The sequence below is a fragment of the Desulfoluna sp. HI9BLuna genome, assembly GCF_056829775.1.
The window spans coordinates 174,042-189,812 of sequence record NZ_CP186555.1 but is presented as its reverse complement, the minus strand read 5'-3'; the positions used below and the strand labels follow the sequence as shown (position 1 = coordinate 189,812).

The following is a 15,771-nucleotide window of genomic DNA, read 5'->3' as shown; positions in this document are numbered from 1 at the left end:
GAGTTACTCCTCGCCCAAGGGGGTGGTGACGTTTTTGAGGGTCACGTCGACAATGAATTCACCCTCCAGAAAATTGCGCCCGATGAGCACCTGGTAGGTAAACTCCGAACGATCCGTAAGGGTAAACTCCTTGTAGAGGGCAACGCCGCCGAGCAAGGCCTTCATTTTGACCACGGGCCGCCTCTGGCTCTCCTCGCCGTGTCTGGTGATTTTTACGGTTCGGGTCAGTTTTTTCTCTATCTCATGCGTGTCGCCGCTTTTTCTCTCGGTGAGGGTAAAACGGACCCATTTTTTGCCGTCGCGTTCGAAGTGCTTGATGTTCGTGGCGTCCAGTGAGCAGCTGGTGGCACCCGTGTCAATACGTGCAGGCAGAGTGATACCCGCCTTGACGAGGGTCACCGGTTCCACCTCGCCGATGACCATTCTGTCTGACGGGATATCAGGGTGAGACCGGTGCCCGGCGCAGGAGACGCACAGAATGGCAACGGATGAGGCGATGACGAGACGGGTGGACACAAAGGCAGTTTTTTTCATGGAGGCACGCTGTCCTTCTTTTGGGGTGAAGAGACTTCTGTCATGCGTAAATTGGCCAAACATGCTGAGTGGTACTCAGGTGCGACGGCCCGGCAGGCGCAGAAAAAGGGGGGGATGCCAGGGGACAGGGCAATGGCCGGGTCGGGCGGTGGGTTTGAATGCTCTTTTTTGTGTCGGGGTCACACCGTGAGTCGACTCTGTTGTCACGGTATGGAATGGCTGGATTGCTTTAACTTCTCAGTTTGATTAAGAAAAACATACGCGATATGGCCGGGCGATTCAATGAAAAAACGATGTGTGTACCGCATTGAAAACGGGTGGTTGACATGGGTATGGCCACGTCACGGCAAGGGAACGGCCTTCTCTACCGGGGCTTGGCCAGGGGGCTGGGGGGCCGGTGCCTCGGATTGATCGTCGGTGATCAATTCCTCATCATCTTTCATGGCCATTTCGGCGATGGTGTCCAGGACAGATTCCCAGGACCTGCCGGTTCCCGTGGACAGGAGAAAGGAGCGCACCTTTTTGACTCCCGGTGTGTGGCGGGCGTGATACTCGGCGGCCTGCACGGCCCTGTCCGAGCCGACCACCCCCAGGAGCACGGCATGGCACTGCACGGATTTGACATACACGTTGGTGGAGAAGATGGCGCTGTCGGCAACCAGCCTGGCGTTGAGTTCCGTGGTGATGCGCAGGTCGTCGGTGATGGCGCAGAATCGCTCGTCCCCTTTTTTCAGGATGTAGGGCACCGGGGGCTTGCCCGTGACTTGTCGGGCGATGGTCACGAGGCGCTCGGCCTCCCCCAGGGTGTCACACTGCCCCACGATAAAGGGGTAGCCGTAGTAGCATTTGGCCGAGACATCCAGGACCATGGTGACATCATCGGCCAGGATTTTTTCCATGAGCAGGGCGGTGAGCTTTTTGTCGTTCAGGATGTGCTTGAGGCTCCGCTCGTCCACGGCGGTTTTGTAGACGGTCCGAGCCCCACTGCGTATGGCCGACCCCACGCTGCAGGAGGTCATCAGTAAAAGAACCAGGGCTGTGGCTGTCATATATCGTTTCATGCATCCACCGCAAAAATGGGGTCACTATTCTGATACCATTCAGCCTGCTTCCATCGGGGGCAACAAGGGTTCGAACCCTTACAAAAGGGGCTGCTCGAACCCCTCAAGCCGAGTTTTTCCGGCGTAACGTCTCTTCGGGGTCGGACAAGAGACCCACGGCTTCAGCAAGGGCCTGCCGGGCCTCTTCGATCATTCGTCGGATGAGTTCGTCAACACCGGGGATGTCCTCGATGAGCCCCACGGACTGACCGATGGTGAGCATGGCTTCTTCTGCGTTTCCCTCTTTCCAGACGGCCTTGGCACGTTCACCGGAGATGAGGGGCAAAAGGTCGGTGAGGTCCCCGCCTTTTTGCTCCACCTCCGCCACCTGGCGCATGACGGTGTTGGACAGGGCCCGAACCTGAAGGCCGAAGGCGCTCAAGAGGGACTGGAGGTTCAGGGAGGTGTCGTTCTCTTTTTTTTCCATGAGCACCTTGTGGATGTTGGCGTGGACCCCGCTCTCCCGGGTGGCAAGGAACCGCGTGGCCATCATGATGCCGTCGGCACCTAACGAAAGGGCCGCTGCCAGGCTCCGGCCAGTGGCCATGCCCCCTGCGGCCAGGACGGGGATGTCCACTTCGGAGACCACCCGGGGCACCAGCACCAGGGTGGAGACATTGTCCATGTGGGGGAAGCCCCCCTCCTCGAACCCTGCGATGGTGACGGCATCGTAGCCCACCTTCTGGGCGTGCACCGCGTGTTTGACGGTTCCGACTTTGTGCAGCACCTTGACCCCGGCCTCTTTGGCCATGGGGATGAATTCGGGCCCCAGGAACCGGTCCACAGGGGCCCCGGCAATTTCCAGGGCCGTGACCCTTTTTTCACAGCAGACCCGGAAAAAGTCCTGAAGCAGCTCCACGGGAAGGCGGATGGAGGGCATGGTGGTGATGTTGACGATGAAGGGCTTGTCCGTGAGCCGTCGGGTGTCATCGATGGCGGCCCGCAGGTCGTCTGCGCTGTTGTAGTTTCCCGAGGTGAGGTTTCCCAGGGCACCCGCGTTACTGATGGCCGCGGCCAGGGAGGGTTTGGCGATCCAGAGCATACCGCCGCACTGAATGGGGTACCTGCATCCGAAGAGATCCGTCATGCGTGTCTTCATGGGGTGTCCTTTGCGGGTTGAACGGGTTTGGGATGTCGGGACGTGCTGAGTGAGATATGTTGAGATGACTATACGTTAGCACAAGCTTGGAAATGGGGTCAATGATAGGGCGCGTCCCGTGGACCATGGCGTGGTCATGGAGGCATGGGCGCCGGAAGTATCCATTTTTCCGGGGGGGAAGGCCTGTGGATTCCCCCTTTCGGGTGGCGTCATCGGCCCTTTACAGAACCGGTGTTTCCCTGCCCGGGGGCCCCGGGTGTCTCTTTCATTTTTTCCCCGTTGCAGGCTCAAACCCCGGACCGCCCGTCATTGGGCTTTCTACAGGATTTTTACAGGAACGCTCCTCGGAGGGATGCAAAGAATCTTCTTTGCAGTTGCCTCCCACCTATGGTAATCCCCAAACGTTATGGCAATAGATAACCCGTTCACCACCCCTTAACCCGGTTCCGGGCTGAGTTTAGATGTCGTCTTGCAAAGTCGATGAGACGACCGCACCGTCCAGGCAGTGACTTGTGGCGGAGCGGCCATCATGCAGTGTTCCGTTGCGGCGGGGTCCTGCGTTTTTTGGGACCATCGTGCCAACCCCCTGAAAGAGTCGTTTGAATGATACATGCCGGTATTGCGGCACAGCTTTGCTGTGTCTAAAGAATTCCTGCGTGCTCATCACGGCTTGAGAACCGATCCCTTGAGGTTTTGATTATGAGTGCAAATCAGATTTTTGATAATGAGAAGTACCTGCGGGAGCAGGCCGGTGAGATCCGGAAGCGTATTGAACGATTCGACAACAAGCTCTACCTGGAGTTCGGCGGCAAGCTGATGTTCGACTACCATGCCGCCCGCGTGCTTCCGGGCTATGACCCCAACATCAAGATACGCCTTCTGCAGAAGCTCAAAGACCAGGCCGAGGTACTGATCTGCATTTACGCCGGGGACATCGAACGCAAGAAGGTCCGCGCCGACTTCGGGATCACCTACGAGACCGACATCCTCAAGATCATCGACGACCTTTCCGAGTGGGGCATCGAGGTGCGGGGCGTCATCATCACCCGTTTTGAGAATCAGCCTGCCGCCGTGCTCTTCAAGACCAAACTGGAACGCCGCGGGATCAACGTCTACACCCACTACTTCACCAAGGGCTACCCCACAGATGTGGAGACCATCGTCAGCGACGAGGGCTACGGAGTCAACGACTACGTAAAGACCGAAAAGCCCCTGGTCATCGTCACCGGACCCGGTCCCGGCAGCGGTAAGATGGCCACCTGCCTTTCCCAGCTTTACCATGATCATAAGCACGGTATCCAGGCCGGTTACGCCAAGTTCGAGACCTTCCCCGTCTGGAACCTGCCCTTGAAGCACCCGGTGAACATCGCCTATGAAGCGGCCACGGCAGACCTGGCCGACGTCAACATGATCGACCCCTTTCATCTGGAGGCCTACGACACCAAGTCGGTGAACTACAACCGGGACGTGGACGTTTTTCCCGTGCTTAAGAGGATCCTCCAGAAGATCACCGGCGATGAGTCCTGCTACCTCTCTCCCACGGACATGGGCGTGAACCGCGTGGGCTTTGCCATCGCTGATGACGAGGGAGCCAAGGATGCCTCCAAGCAGGAGCTGATTCGGCGCTATCTTCGTTACCGCTGTGAGTATGTCCTGGGCATGGTGGACAAAGACACGGTTCAGCGCGCCGAACTCCTGATGAAGGAGTTCGACCTTACCGAAGAGGATCGCTCCGTGGTGGGTCCTGCACGAAGAGCCGCAGAAGAGGCCAAGTCCGACCCACGTCTGGGCAACGAAGGGCTCCACTGCGGTGCCGCCATCAAGCTGAAAGACGGCACCATCATCACCGGCTCCAACTCTCCCCGCATGCACGCCGCAGCCAGCGCCATTGTGCGTGCTCTCAAATACCTGGCGGAGATTCCCGGTAAGATCCAGCTCCTTCCCCAGGCCACCGTGGACTCGGTGAACAACCTTAAGACCGATGTGCTGGGAGAAAAGAACCTCTCCCTGGACCTCCAGGAGACCCTCATCACCCTGGCCATCAGCGCCACCAGCAACCACGCGGTCCAGCTGGCCATGGAAGGGCTCAAGGAGTTCAAAGGCTGTGAGATGCACATGACCCATATGCCCACCCCCGGCGACGAGGCCGGTTTGAGGCGACTGGGTGTCTACCTCACCACCGACCCCCTCTTTTCGTCCAACAACCTGTATACGGCCTAAAGAAACAGGTCATAGGGCTTAGATTGACAGGTGACAGGGCCAGGGGAGAAACATGATTTCCCGGGCGGCAAGCTCGGGTGAAGCGTTGCCCTGGACCTTATATAAGAACACCACAAAGAAACGCACCGGAGCACCTTTGTTCCTGTGCGTTTTTTTTGTGGCCGCGAGATGGATTCCATGTGCGCTGGAACAAAGAACACCTTTTGTCTTTTTTGTTAGCTGTGATACGAGTGTGTTTCGGTATGCAGCGTTACCTGGAGCCCTTGCCAAAGGACCTCGATGGCATAACCCTACAGCATTCGCGATCCTCATTGTGGGGGCATTGTGTTTATTCTTATATAAGGAGACCCTGTAATGAACCGTTCGAGTTCCCGGCATGTGTCCGCCGGTCTGTTTATCCGGTTTTTACTGGACCGACCCCGCGCCCTTGGGGTGGGGCTCATGCTGGCGGTTTGTCCCGTCCTTACCCTTGTTCTGCTCAGCTGGCTCATCACCTCCATGGACGGTAAGGGGCCGGACTTTGATTCCCTCCTTGAAAAGGGCAGGCCGGTTACCGCCACGGTGGTGGATGTCAAGCCGGTGACACGCATCACCATCGAGCACCGCAATCCAGTGCGTATTACCTACAGCTACAGGGAAAACGGTGCTTCTGTCATCGACACGGTCCAGACCATGGCTGAGGCAGGCTACAGCCTCAAACCCGGCCAGGCCCTGACAGCCCTCGTGTCTGGTGGCGATTCCATTCTTCCCGATTATCCTCCGGTGGTCTTTCCCGGGTGGGCCATTGCCGTCATCAGTGGCATTTTTGCCATGATGGGCCTTCCTTTTCTGGTTTATGCCTGGGCGGGTGCTGCCGCCAAAAGGCGGCTCTACCGTCGGGGCGCTTTGATCAACGGCACCGTGGACTCCTTTTCTTCGGCTTACTGCGTGCCTTTTACCGCAACCCGAATGCAGGTCGCCTTTACCGGCGTCACAGAGGAGGGCAGGGCCGTGAAGGGCTCCACCGTGGTGGTGGCTGACGAAAGCTGGCACGGAAAGAAAAGGGGCAGCACGGTGCGGGTGCTGGCGGATCCCTTGCTTCCCGAACGGGCCTGTGTGGTGGAAGAGGCGGTGATGGGTGCTGTTCGAGGGAGGAAGGGAAAAGGCTAAAGGCAAAGGGCTAAAGGCTAAAGGCTAAGGGCTAAGGGCGAAAGGCGAAGGGCGAGGGAGGGGGGCATCGCTATGCTGCGTTGTTGTGCCTGCGTTAACACGGGAACATTCTTTTGGAGGTCAAGTGATGAAACATGGCGTGGCCTGTTTTTTCAGTATCCTTTTTATTCTCTCCACGGCATCTGCTCATCCGGCGGATACAGCCCCGACTCGCCCCAGCGGCGTGGTTCTTCTCCACGGCCTGGCGCGGTCCGCCTCGTCCATGGAAAAGATGGAAAAAGCCCTCCAGGCCGCAGGCTATACGACCCTCAACATCGACTACCCCTCCACCGATTACCCGGTGGAGGTCCTCTGCCGGGACCACGTGGCCCCTATGGTGAACGTCTTTTCTGAAGCCAACGGCGGCTCCATCGCCTTTGTCACCCATTCCATGGGCGGGATTGTCCTTCGGTATCTGGTGAAAGAGGAGCTTATCAACCTGCCATATCGCGCCGTCATGCTCAGTCCTCCCAACCAGGGCAGCGAGGTAGTGGACAAACTGGGGCGGCTCCGTCTCTTTACGCTCATCAACGGCCCCGCAGGAAACCAGCTCGGCACCGGTCCCCATCAGCTCCCTGCCACCCTCGGGCCTGTGACCTTCCCCGTGGGCGTCCTCACCGGCACCCGCACCATCAATTTTCTCCTCTCCGCCCTGATTCCCGGCCCCGACGACGGCAAAGTGGCTGTAAGCAAGGCCCCTGTCGCCGGCATGACCGATTTCCTTGCCATCCCCGCCACCCATCCCTTTATCATGAAAAACAAAACAGCCATTCACGAGACGTTGAGGTTTCTGGAAACCGGGCACTTTGGGGAGTAGGGGCCGCACATGCTTTGTCCCTTTGCTCCTCAGGGCATCGCATGTACTGACGGGCTGTGCCCGTGGAACACCGTTAAGCGTATGGCGAATGGATGGGACGGGTTATTGGGGGGGGATAGGTGTGACAAAGGGCAACCTTCTTTGCCAGAGTGCCCCATCGATAACGTCTGTCTGGACGCTGTCGTGGGCCATGGGTAGGGTGGGCAAACCCGAAGCGTCCCCATCATCGACAGGTTAACCACCGAAGAGGTTCCATCGACCCATCCAGCTGCTGGTGTTATTTCAGATAAATCATCGTAATTCATGCTATATGAAGTGCTTATATTTTCAATGGGATGTTTGGGTTTTGTTGATGGTGTGGTATTCTCTTTGGAAACCCAAGGCCTTTTTGGGGCGTTTTTCAACCCATGGAATAAATTCCCTTTTGCGTGCAGTTTCGCGCCTGCTGACGTGACATTGGTTTCGTCTCCTTTCGATCTCCCTTCCTTACTCTTTGATCCGTTTTTCATGGGCCCTTCTATACATTCAATGGCATCGGTTTGCAGTGTGTTAACCACGGTTTCTGTACGAAGCCTGGGGTACGCTTCATTGGTCTGCTCGGCGGGGGCCAATATGCGTTGCGGTTACGGGAGCATTTCGACATCAAGTAAATCAAAATGAGGGAGAACCAAAAATGAAACAACAAGGCCCAGGGAGCGTAAGCAGTTTAGTGATCTTAGGTTTTCTGATGACGATGGCGGTAACCGTTACCGCCAGAGCAGGGGCGGAGGGGTTTGATATATCCAAGGCCAACCTGGCTGATCGAATGACCTACCATCGTGCTATTGATGCCGCCGTCTGGGCCATGCCGCTGATGAATTTTAAGTTTTACCGGGATTCACTGGCCGACAACGGGGTAGGCCCAAACGATGTGGGGTATAACTCAAAGCTTCAGGACTGGAGGTTCCAGACCGCGACACCCAACAACACAACACCCTATATCCATATGTATTGGAATTTCGAGAATGGCCCTGTGGTGGTTGAGATGCCGGCGTCTGCCGACGGGGTGGGCGTTTTCGGAACGCTCATGGATGCCTGGCAGCGCCCCCTTGAGGATGTGGGTGCCAAAGGGCGTGACCGGGGACTTGGAGCGAAGTATTTGCTGATTCCACCCGGGTATGACGGTAAGCTTCTTCCAAAAGCGATGGTTTACGAGCAGGAAACCTATTACGGCTTTGCGGTCCTGCGTCCCATTCTGGCTGGTGGCGCCACCAAGGACAACCTGGCCAAGGCAACGGCACTCACGAAGCAGATTAAGATTTATCCTTTAGCAAATGCTGACAGCCCCACAAAGTCAAAGTACGTGGACGTCTACGGCAAGATGCTTGAGATGACGCCCAAGATGGACGGAACCATTTATCAGCACATCCATGAGATGATCCAGGAAGAGGTTGTTCTGGATCGCGACCTCACCATGATGGGACTACTGGCGCGCCTCGGGATCAAAAAGGGTGAGGCATACAAGCCGGACGCAAAGCGACAGGCCATATTCGATAAGGCTGGCCCAGAAGCACTGGATTACATGATTGAACAGTATCACCGGAATTTGAATCCATGGATGTGGAAAGGCAAAAAATGGTCAAGCTTGGTGCCGGAGCCCGGGTCCCGTGAGACCGAGTGGCGGTATGAGTTCCCTTCCTACTATGATTACCAGGCCCGGGGTGCTCTCTATTACGCGATCATCACCAGCATCAAAAACTATGGCACAGCAACCTTCTACTTAGACCTGGCGGAGACACCCGATGGCGAATGGCTTGACGGCAGCAAGAACTACAAGCTTGTGATGCCGCCCAATGTCCCGGTAGAAAACTTCTGGTCCGTCACGACATATGATTTGAAGACGGCTTCTTACCTGCGCAACATTGAAAAGAGCAGCATCGATTCCACAATGAAAGACGTGAAAAAAAACACCGATGGCTCTGTTGATATTTATTTCGGCCCCAAGCCGGAGAAAGATAAAAAGGGCAATTGGCTTCGCACCGACCCTGATCGGCATTTTTTCCTGCTTGGCCGCTTTTACGGGCCCAAGCCTGCATTGTTCGACGGAAGCTTCGAGCTGAACGATATTGAATTGGTCGAATAAGCAGGCCTGTAGCCGGATTACAAGGAATCGCAATACCCAGTCAGCACTATAAGGTGCCTCTTCGGGGTGCCTGGGCGGACTGTTTTGTGGATGAATGAGTCGGTGCAAGGCATTCTAAGTTGCCACGTGCGGCGGGGAGCTCCACGCGAAGCGACCTGCCGCAGAGGCAACGGAATGGCTATTCCTTTTCGTGCATGGCAAGGAATGCCTGGAACATCTGGTTGATGACGCAGGCATCTCCCTGGTGGTGAAACAGGTTGGCGTCAGTTTCGGCAAGTTCCAGAAGTCTTTGCTGAACACCCGGGGTGAAGGTCAGTCCTTTGGCAATCTTTTTTACGGGGTAGGGCTTTCCTTCAAAAACAGTCCCCCAGATAGCCAGGTCCTTCAATTTTTTAGGGGATGACTTCAGTGGGTTCTCAAAAAAGACGGCAAAATTGGCTTTTTTACCGATATCGATGCTGCCGATTTCATTCTCTTTGCGTATAGCGTGGGCGGCTTCGATTGTTATGGCTCTGAAAGCCTCCTCTACGGTCATCTTTTCTTTGGGCCCAAGGACTTTTTTGCCGGACAAACCGATGCGGTTCACGGCGGCCCAGGCCAGAAGCATGGGGCGGGCCGGTGCCATGGGGGAATCAGAATGGAATGACAGATGAGCCCCTGCATCGACGACGCTTCGACCGCGTACCATCACTTCGGAGCGCTCGGGGCCGACACCGACCTTGCTGTACAACTCTCCCAGCATGTGGATATAAAACGGGTTGGAGCTGATCTCAGCGCCCATTTCGGCCGCCCGCAGCACTTGCGGCTTTTCGGAATAGCCAAAATGGTCGATGCGAAAACGGTGGTCGTATCGAGGGGCTCGGTGCAACAGCCCCTCCAGGGTGTTCAGGCAGAGCTCCATGCCCATGTCTCCGTTTTGATGCACAATAAGCTGGTACCCCTCTTTCCAGAAGGCCCAGGCACTGTCGGCAAAATCCTCCGGTGTCTGGATCCACTCGCCTTTATGCCCATCCAGGTAGCCGTCCTTCATCTGCATCAGCTGAGAAAAAATTGCGCCGTCAGTGAATAATTTGATTTGATCAGGTACCCATTTGACGTGTTCGCTGCTCAGTTTGCTTACCTGCTTGCGTGCTGCCGCGATGGCCTTGTCGGCATCCTTTCCGTTTTTGTCGTAAAGTGCGTTGCCCGCTGGGATCAGGTAGTAATCAAATGGCATGGTGCTGTTTTCCAGGGTGCTGATCATCTGCATAATCATGGATTCCGGTAATTGAACTCCCGGGTCGCTGGCTGCGGTAACACCCCCTGCATGCACATAGTCCAGTGTGCGCTTCAGGCCTGTCTTGAATTTCTCTTCTGATGCGATCACCGGCAGCACTTTTGACACCACCAAATACATGCCCTTTTCCCAGACGTGCCCCTCCTTCCAGTTTGCCATGGCCGACATTTCACCTTGGCCTTTCCAGTCGGACTCTTTAATTTTCAGGAACTCCAAAGCCTTGCTGTTGAAATAAAATTCATGGACCGATCGTTGCCAGACAATAATGGGACGGGTGCGTGAGATGTCATCAAGTTTTTTTCTGTTTAATTCTCCATGGAAGCCCGCATGGTACCCCCAGGTAATGAGAGGCTCGTCAGGGTTTTTGAGGCTTTTCTCAAGTTCTTTCAGACGATTGAGGTAAGCTGCCTCTCCCACAACCCCCTCAACGTCTCCCCAAGGAAGCTGCCAGCTCACCGGGGTAATGAAGTGCGTGTTGCTCACGAGGGCAAACAGCCAGAAATGCAGGTGAGGGTCAATAAGGCCCGGGGTCAGGATCTTATCGGAAAAGGTCTTGTCCACGACCAGCCCCTTGGCATGTTCGAATCGGGAAAGTAAGGTTGCTTTGTCTCCGACATCGATAATGCGTCCGTCTCGAACAGCGATGGCAGATGCCTTTTTGAGGGTGGGAGACATGGTCACCACCTCTTTGGCGATATACACGGTCACCCCGGGAGGGGGAGGGGCAGGCGTGTCGTACAGGTTTTGCAACGACTCTGCTGCGAATGCGTTGGAACAAAGCCAAACAAAACAAAAAAGGACTGTCACCACGAGGTGTCGAGGCGGCCGTTTCCGGGAGCTGTTCATGTTCATCATGATTTCCTTTTTATGGGGGTAATTGCCGTGTGTGTATTATTCGTACGATGGGCGGTGTATCGCGTTTTCAACGCACTTGAGAGAACATGCGAGTTTTTTACTGTGACCAGGGCTGACAGCGTCTCTTCATGCTTCCTGCGTTACTCTGTCAGCCATGAATAAACAAAATTAGGTACGATGGGTGTAAAGCTCAGGCTAAACGCCCAATCCGGTCCAAAGTTATCGTTTGCTTCAAGAAAATAGTCGATGGACGCTCCGACCTGCACTGGAAGATTGCCCATTTTTATGACTTTTTTGACCGTGATATTCAGCGGAACGGTCCATTGTTCATCTTCCCAATTGTAAGAGAGCACCGGGTTGGTCTGTACGTTTAAGCCATTGCCCAGAAACAGCCCGCCAAACAGTTCAAGGGTGGAGGTTGAAAAGGACTCATCCCTCCAGCCGGTAACATCCCACTGGTGTGCAGGAAACGCACCGATAAACCCTGTTGTGTTGATATAAACCACAACCAGTTCCGGGCCCAACCGAAGTTGACCACCGGTGAGTTCGCTTTTCGTTCCCGTCGGGACCGTTCCCTGGATGCCGCCTAAGAGGATCCAGCCGCTGGGATAGGTCTGTCCCAGCGCCACGTCAAAGCCCATGTCACCAAGGCTTGTGGTTTCGTTGAATGTGCCTTGGGTTTGGTCGTACGTGGGTTGACCGGTCAGGAACGTGAATGCCGGTCGGACAAACAGGTTGGTGGTACCGTCATCAGTCAGCGGAAAAGGAAAAATCGGCTGAAAGAGAGTCAGGTTGCCCACCTGATCGTCGCTGTCGGGAAGATCCCCCTGATAAAAGGTCGTGATGCTTTCTAGGGTTAACTTTGCCAGCGGGTTGTTCGGGTTTGAGAGTTCTTTTGAGAGGGCCTCGGAGGACTGGCTCTCCGGTTTTTGCTCTACTGTGTGCAGTTCTTCCGGTGTATCCACGATAGCGTCGGGGATCTTTGCTGATGCGGAGATTGCCGAAGCAACAATAAGCCATGATGCTAAAAGGATATATGTTGTTTTGCTTTTTCTTGCCACGTTTTTCTTCATGTAAGCCTGCATAACGTCCCCTTGAGTCGGTTCTGTGGTGTCTGAGAAGTACTTTTGATTTGTGAAAGTGGATTTTTTGTGGCGTACTGAGTAAGATATTCATGTGTGAGCGTCAATACCCCAAAAGGGGTATTTTTGAGTGTTTGGGACTACCCCTTTTGGGGTAGATGACGTTTTTTTATGGGGTGGGACCTCTCCAGTGATGAATAATCAATTGTGCTATTTAATTTATGTATCATAGATAGTTAGTGTGGCTTTTTTGTTTTGATGTTGTGCGGATGAACTTTCTTTCTTTCTTGCTTGCCAAATGCTGATGGTGTGATTTTTTTGTTCTCCTGTCAGATGTGGCTTGCAATAGATGTTTCGATCAAGGCAAAGTAATGGATGGGGTGGGATGTGGATGATTGGAGAGTAAATAGTAAAAATAGGAAAAGCTGGTGATGGGTAGTTGGGGAATAGGAAATTTTGAGTAATGGATAGTGAATGGGCAGGCTCTCGCGCGTTTGGCCTGCAAAGCGCTTGGCGAAGGCCTGAGAGCAGCCCGCGTCAGGGGTTTATGTTGCCGTAACACTTTGCTTTTCCAATGCCGGGTTTTTATTGTTAACTCTCTGTAATCGTAAGATGCGGCCACATAATGACGACGATCCCTTTTACTCTTTGAGTCTGCATTGTCAACTGCTGGGAAAGATATGAAAAACGCACTGCTTCATACCAAACTCCAGAGAGCCGATGTGGCGGGGGACATTGTTCCGAGGCAGCGCCTCCTCCTGCGCCTTGATGAAGGAACCCGAAGGCCCCTGACCCTGATCATCGCACCGGCCGGATACGGGAAGAGCACCCTTGCGAGTCGGTGGGCCAGGGTACGAGGGGCTGCCTGCGGCTGGATCTCCCTTGGAGCCGAAGACAACGATTTACAACAGTTTTTATACTATGTTCTGGCCGCAATTGAACCTGTTTTGCCTCAAGGGGCCCTGCAGACCGAGTCGCTGCTAGAAGCCCAGTCCCTTCCGCCCGTGGGAACCCTGACGCGGTCTCTTCTCAATGACCTGAATAAGCTCAAAGAGCCCTTCTGTCTTGTGCTGGATGACTATCATTGCATCACGGACCATCGGGTCCACGACCTGGTCGCTGGGCTCATGGACTTCCCGGCAAAGGCGCTGCACCTTGTGATTCTTTCGCGAAAAGATCCTCCTTTGTCCGTTGCAGGGATGCGAGCGCGCGGGCTTGTGAATGAAATCCGAGGGGATGAATTGCGCCTTTCTCCCCAGGAAGTTCGTCTTTTTCTAAAACAGATGGGACAGCTTTCCGTGGATGATGCCACGGCCGCCATCCTGGAAGAAAAAATAGAAGGCTGGCCTGCCGGGTTGCGCCTGACAGGGCTGTACCTGAAGGGGCATAAGGACCTGAAGTCAAAGGCCGAGATCCTGAGCGGAAGTTCCGTTCATATTGCCGACTACCTTTTTGCCGAAGTTCTTTCTCGGTTGAGCCCTGACATGGTCTCGGTTCTGTTAAGCACGGCCATTTTAGACCGGTTTTGCGCGCCCTTGTGCCAAACACTTCACGACAAGCAAAAAGAACCGGCTCCGTGCACCCGTGCAGAAGGGTTCATCCGATGGCTTACCCAACAGAATCTGTTTATTGTCGGTCTGGATGATCGCGGGTATTGGTTCCGATATCATCACCTGTTTCAAGATTTTTTGAGAAAGGAGCTGAATAGAAAAAGATCCGCAGAGCAGGTTGCTGAATTGCACCGCGTCGTGGGGGGGTGGTTTGCCGATAACGGCTTGTTTGAAGAGGCCATCCAGCACTATGTGGCTGCCGGGGACAATGGCGCTGCGGTTGGCGTGGTGAGGAGAAATCGCCACACGCTCATGAACGCCTCACAGTTTACGCGGCTTGGCCATTGGCTGGCGACATTTCCCGCTGCCGTTTTGGAGAAGGACCCCTTGTTGCTCACAACACGAGCTGTTTTGGGAACCGATCTGGGGCGAAATATCGACATCTATTCCTGCACCCAGAAAGCCGAACATTTGCTTGCAGGGCTTTCTCCCGAGTCTGGCATCTACAATGAATTGAAAGGCGAAGTGCTTGTTCTTCAAGGTCTTATAAGTGTCCTTGAGGGCGATCCCGTAAAAGCTGTTGCCTGCGGGCAAGGTGCGTCGGTCCATCTTCGTGACGATGCCTATATGGTCAGATCCCTTCTTGTGTTTGGGCTGTCTGCCGGGTTCCAGATGACAGGAGACAGTTTCATGGCAGAGAACGTGGTCAAAGAGGCCGCGTCACATCCGTTTACACCAGAGAATATCCGGGCACGAATGCATATATGCCTAAGCTATGTCCATTACCTGAATGCCAACCCGGCGGGCGTAATAGATGCTGCCCAGGCATGCCTGGGTTCCGTGAAGGATGGTCCGTTTCGCCATACCAAGGTCTATGCGTATTACTTTTATGGCTCGGCGTTGTATATGCGCAATAACCTCGAAGCCGCTGAATATTACCTTCTTAAAGCTCAGTCAAATCCCTATTCGGCAAATCCGAATTATCTTGCCGATGGCGGGTGCATCCTTGCTTGTATTTACCTTGCCCAGGGCAACGAGGCCAAGGCTGAAAAGGTCCTGGACGACTTAAAGGCATATTTTCGTGAAAATGACCATATGAGGGCAGGGGACTTGATCCACTCCTTTGAAACGGAATTCTGCCTTCGGCGGGGTGATGTCCGGCAGGCCCTTCAACTCCGGGACCAGGCGTGCTTCGACGCCGGCCCGCCTCGGTGGTTCTTCTATGTCCCCCTTCTCACACACGTGAAATGCCTGCTGGCCAAAGGTACCGACACAAGCCGTGAAGAGGCCTGCGAGCGACTGACCAAAATGGACGAAGAGATGCGAAGGATCCATCGCAGCAATGTGCGTATCAACGTTTTGGTTCTTCAAGCAATTTTACACCGGTCAAGGCAAGAGGACTCCCTGGCGGTGGCGTGTCTTCGAACCGCTTTGGAATTGGCTGAGGGCGGCAGGTGGATCCGCTCCTTTATAGACATGGGGCAGCCCATGGTCCCCCTGTTGGAATGTTATGTGACCCACCACCCCGATCACGCCTTTGCCGGCGTTGTCCTTGGTGCTTGCCGCAAGGATGCTGTTTCAACCTCTCCCAACATACCTTCCTGTAAACCGGAGCGCCCCATCCTGAAGCTACCTTCTTCCGACCTTTTAACCCAGCGTGAAGCAGAGCTCCTTTCCTATCTGGCAGAAGGGATGAGCAACAAGGAAATAGCCCACGAGCTGTCAATTTCCGTTGCCACGGTAAAAGTCCATTTGCGAAATGTGTTTAAGAAACTGAATGCGACAAACCGTATCGGTGCCGTGAGCAAAGCTTGTGAAATGGGATTTATCGATTCACCTTTTGAATGAAACACCAACTTTTCGGTGCAAAAGCGAGGGGTAAACATCGCGTCTACCACTTAAGTGGTATTGACGCTGTTCTTACAAAT

At 54.6% G+C, this 15,771-nt stretch carries 10 protein-coding genes; 5 read left to right on the top strand and 5 right to left on the bottom strand.

The genetic code is table 11. The features are described from left to right. Positions 1–3: 3 nt before the first annotated feature. From ACOYW0_RS00565 to ACOYW0_RS00555, 3 genes are all read right to left on the bottom strand, one after another. Positions 4–534 (bottom strand): ATP-dependent zinc protease family protein, encoded by a 531-nt coding sequence (locus tag ACOYW0_RS00565; protein ID WP_482416658.1) that lies wholly within the window; start codon positions 532–534, stop codon positions 4–6. A gap of 341 nt (positions 535–875) precedes the next feature. Further along, positions 876–1,595, bottom strand: coding sequence for a BON domain-containing protein (locus ACOYW0_RS00560; protein WP_482416657.1), 720 nt, complete (start codon positions 1,593–1,595; stop codon positions 876–878). Between the two features lie 103 nt (positions 1,596–1,698). Beyond that, positions 1,699–2,733: an NAD(P)H-dependent flavin oxidoreductase gene (locus ACOYW0_RS00555; RefSeq protein ID WP_482416656.1), complete on the bottom strand. Its 1,035-nt coding sequence runs from the start codon at positions 2,731–2,733 to the stop codon at positions 1,699–1,701. 699 nt (positions 2,734–3,432) lie between these two features. Here ACOYW0_RS00555 and ACOYW0_RS00550 point away from each other — a divergent pair. From ACOYW0_RS00550 to ACOYW0_RS00535, 4 genes are all read left to right on the top strand, one after another. Then, entirely contained in the window at positions 3,433–4,953 is a 1,521-nt protein-coding gene (locus tag ACOYW0_RS00550) for a DUF1846 domain-containing protein (protein ID WP_482416655.1), read from the top strand. 354 nt (positions 4,954–5,307) lie between these two features. Next, on the top strand, positions 5,308–6,102 hold the full coding sequence (locus ACOYW0_RS00545; protein WP_482416654.1) for a hypothetical protein: 795 nt from the start codon (positions 5,308–5,310) through the stop codon (positions 6,100–6,102). Between the two features lie 127 nt (positions 6,103–6,229). Continuing rightward, positions 6,230–6,958, top strand: a complete 729-nt coding sequence (locus ACOYW0_RS00540; protein WP_482416653.1) for an esterase/lipase family protein — start codon at positions 6,230–6,232, stop codon at positions 6,956–6,958. Between the two features lie 673 nt (positions 6,959–7,631). Continuing rightward, the gene (locus ACOYW0_RS00535; protein ID WP_482416652.1) at positions 7,632–9,080 is read left to right on the top strand and encodes a DUF1214 domain-containing protein; all 1,449 of its coding nucleotides are present in this window, start codon (positions 7,632–7,634) and stop codon (positions 9,078–9,080) included. A gap of 178 nt (positions 9,081–9,258) precedes the next feature. Here the strand turns inward: ACOYW0_RS00535 and ACOYW0_RS00530 are convergent, their stop codons facing one another. Continuing rightward, positions 9,259–11,211: an amidohydrolase gene (locus ACOYW0_RS00530; RefSeq protein ID WP_482416651.1), complete on the bottom strand. Its 1,953-nt coding sequence runs from the start codon at positions 11,209–11,211 to the stop codon at positions 9,259–9,261. Positions 11,212–11,351: 140 nt separating this feature from the next. Next, a complete protein-coding gene (locus ACOYW0_RS00525) occupies positions 11,352–12,296 on the bottom strand; it encodes a hypothetical protein (RefSeq protein WP_482416650.1) in 945 nt (314 codons plus the stop codon). 677 nt (positions 12,297–12,973) lie between these two features. Here ACOYW0_RS00525 and ACOYW0_RS00520 point away from each other — a divergent pair. Continuing rightward, positions 12,974–15,691, top strand: a complete 2,718-nt coding sequence (locus ACOYW0_RS00520) for a winged helix-turn-helix domain-containing protein (protein ID WP_482416649.1) — start codon at positions 12,974–12,976, stop codon at positions 15,689–15,691. The last annotated feature ends 80 nt before the right edge of the window (positions 15,692–15,771 follow it).

What these genes read in the sequence shown, in the direction of transcription:
- ACOYW0_RS00550 (WP_482416655.1), top strand. Translation starts at nt 3,433, where the DNA reads ATGAGTGCAAATCAGATTTTTGATAATGAGAAGTACCTGCGGGAGCAG.
- ACOYW0_RS00525 (WP_482416650.1), bottom strand. Translation starts at nt 12,296, where the DNA reads ATGCAGGCTTACATGAAGAAAAACGTGGCAAGAAAAAGCAAAACAACA.
- ACOYW0_RS00530 (WP_482416651.1), bottom strand. Translation starts at nt 11,211, where the DNA reads ATGATGAACATGAACAGCTCCCGGAAACGGCCGCCTCGACACCTCGTG.
- ACOYW0_RS00540 (WP_482416653.1), top strand. Translation starts at nt 6,230, where the DNA reads ATGAAACATGGCGTGGCCTGTTTTTTCAGTATCCTTTTTATTCTCTCC.
- ACOYW0_RS00520 (WP_482416649.1), top strand. Translation starts at nt 12,974, where the DNA reads ATGAAAAACGCACTGCTTCATACCAAACTCCAGAGAGCCGATGTGGCG.
- ACOYW0_RS00545 (WP_482416654.1), top strand. Translation starts at nt 5,308, where the DNA reads ATGAACCGTTCGAGTTCCCGGCATGTGTCCGCCGGTCTGTTTATCCGG.
- ACOYW0_RS00535 (WP_482416652.1), top strand. Translation starts at nt 7,632, where the DNA reads ATGAAACAACAAGGCCCAGGGAGCGTAAGCAGTTTAGTGATCTTAGGT.
- ACOYW0_RS00560 (WP_482416657.1), bottom strand. Translation starts at nt 1,595, where the DNA reads ATGAAACGATATATGACAGCCACAGCCCTGGTTCTTTTACTGATGACC.
- ACOYW0_RS00565 (WP_482416658.1), bottom strand. Translation starts at nt 534, where the DNA reads ATGAAAAAAACTGCCTTTGTGTCCACCCGTCTCGTCATCGCCTCATCC.
- ACOYW0_RS00555 (WP_482416656.1), bottom strand. Translation starts at nt 2,733, where the DNA reads ATGAAGACACGCATGACGGATCTCTTCGGATGCAGGTACCCCATTCAG.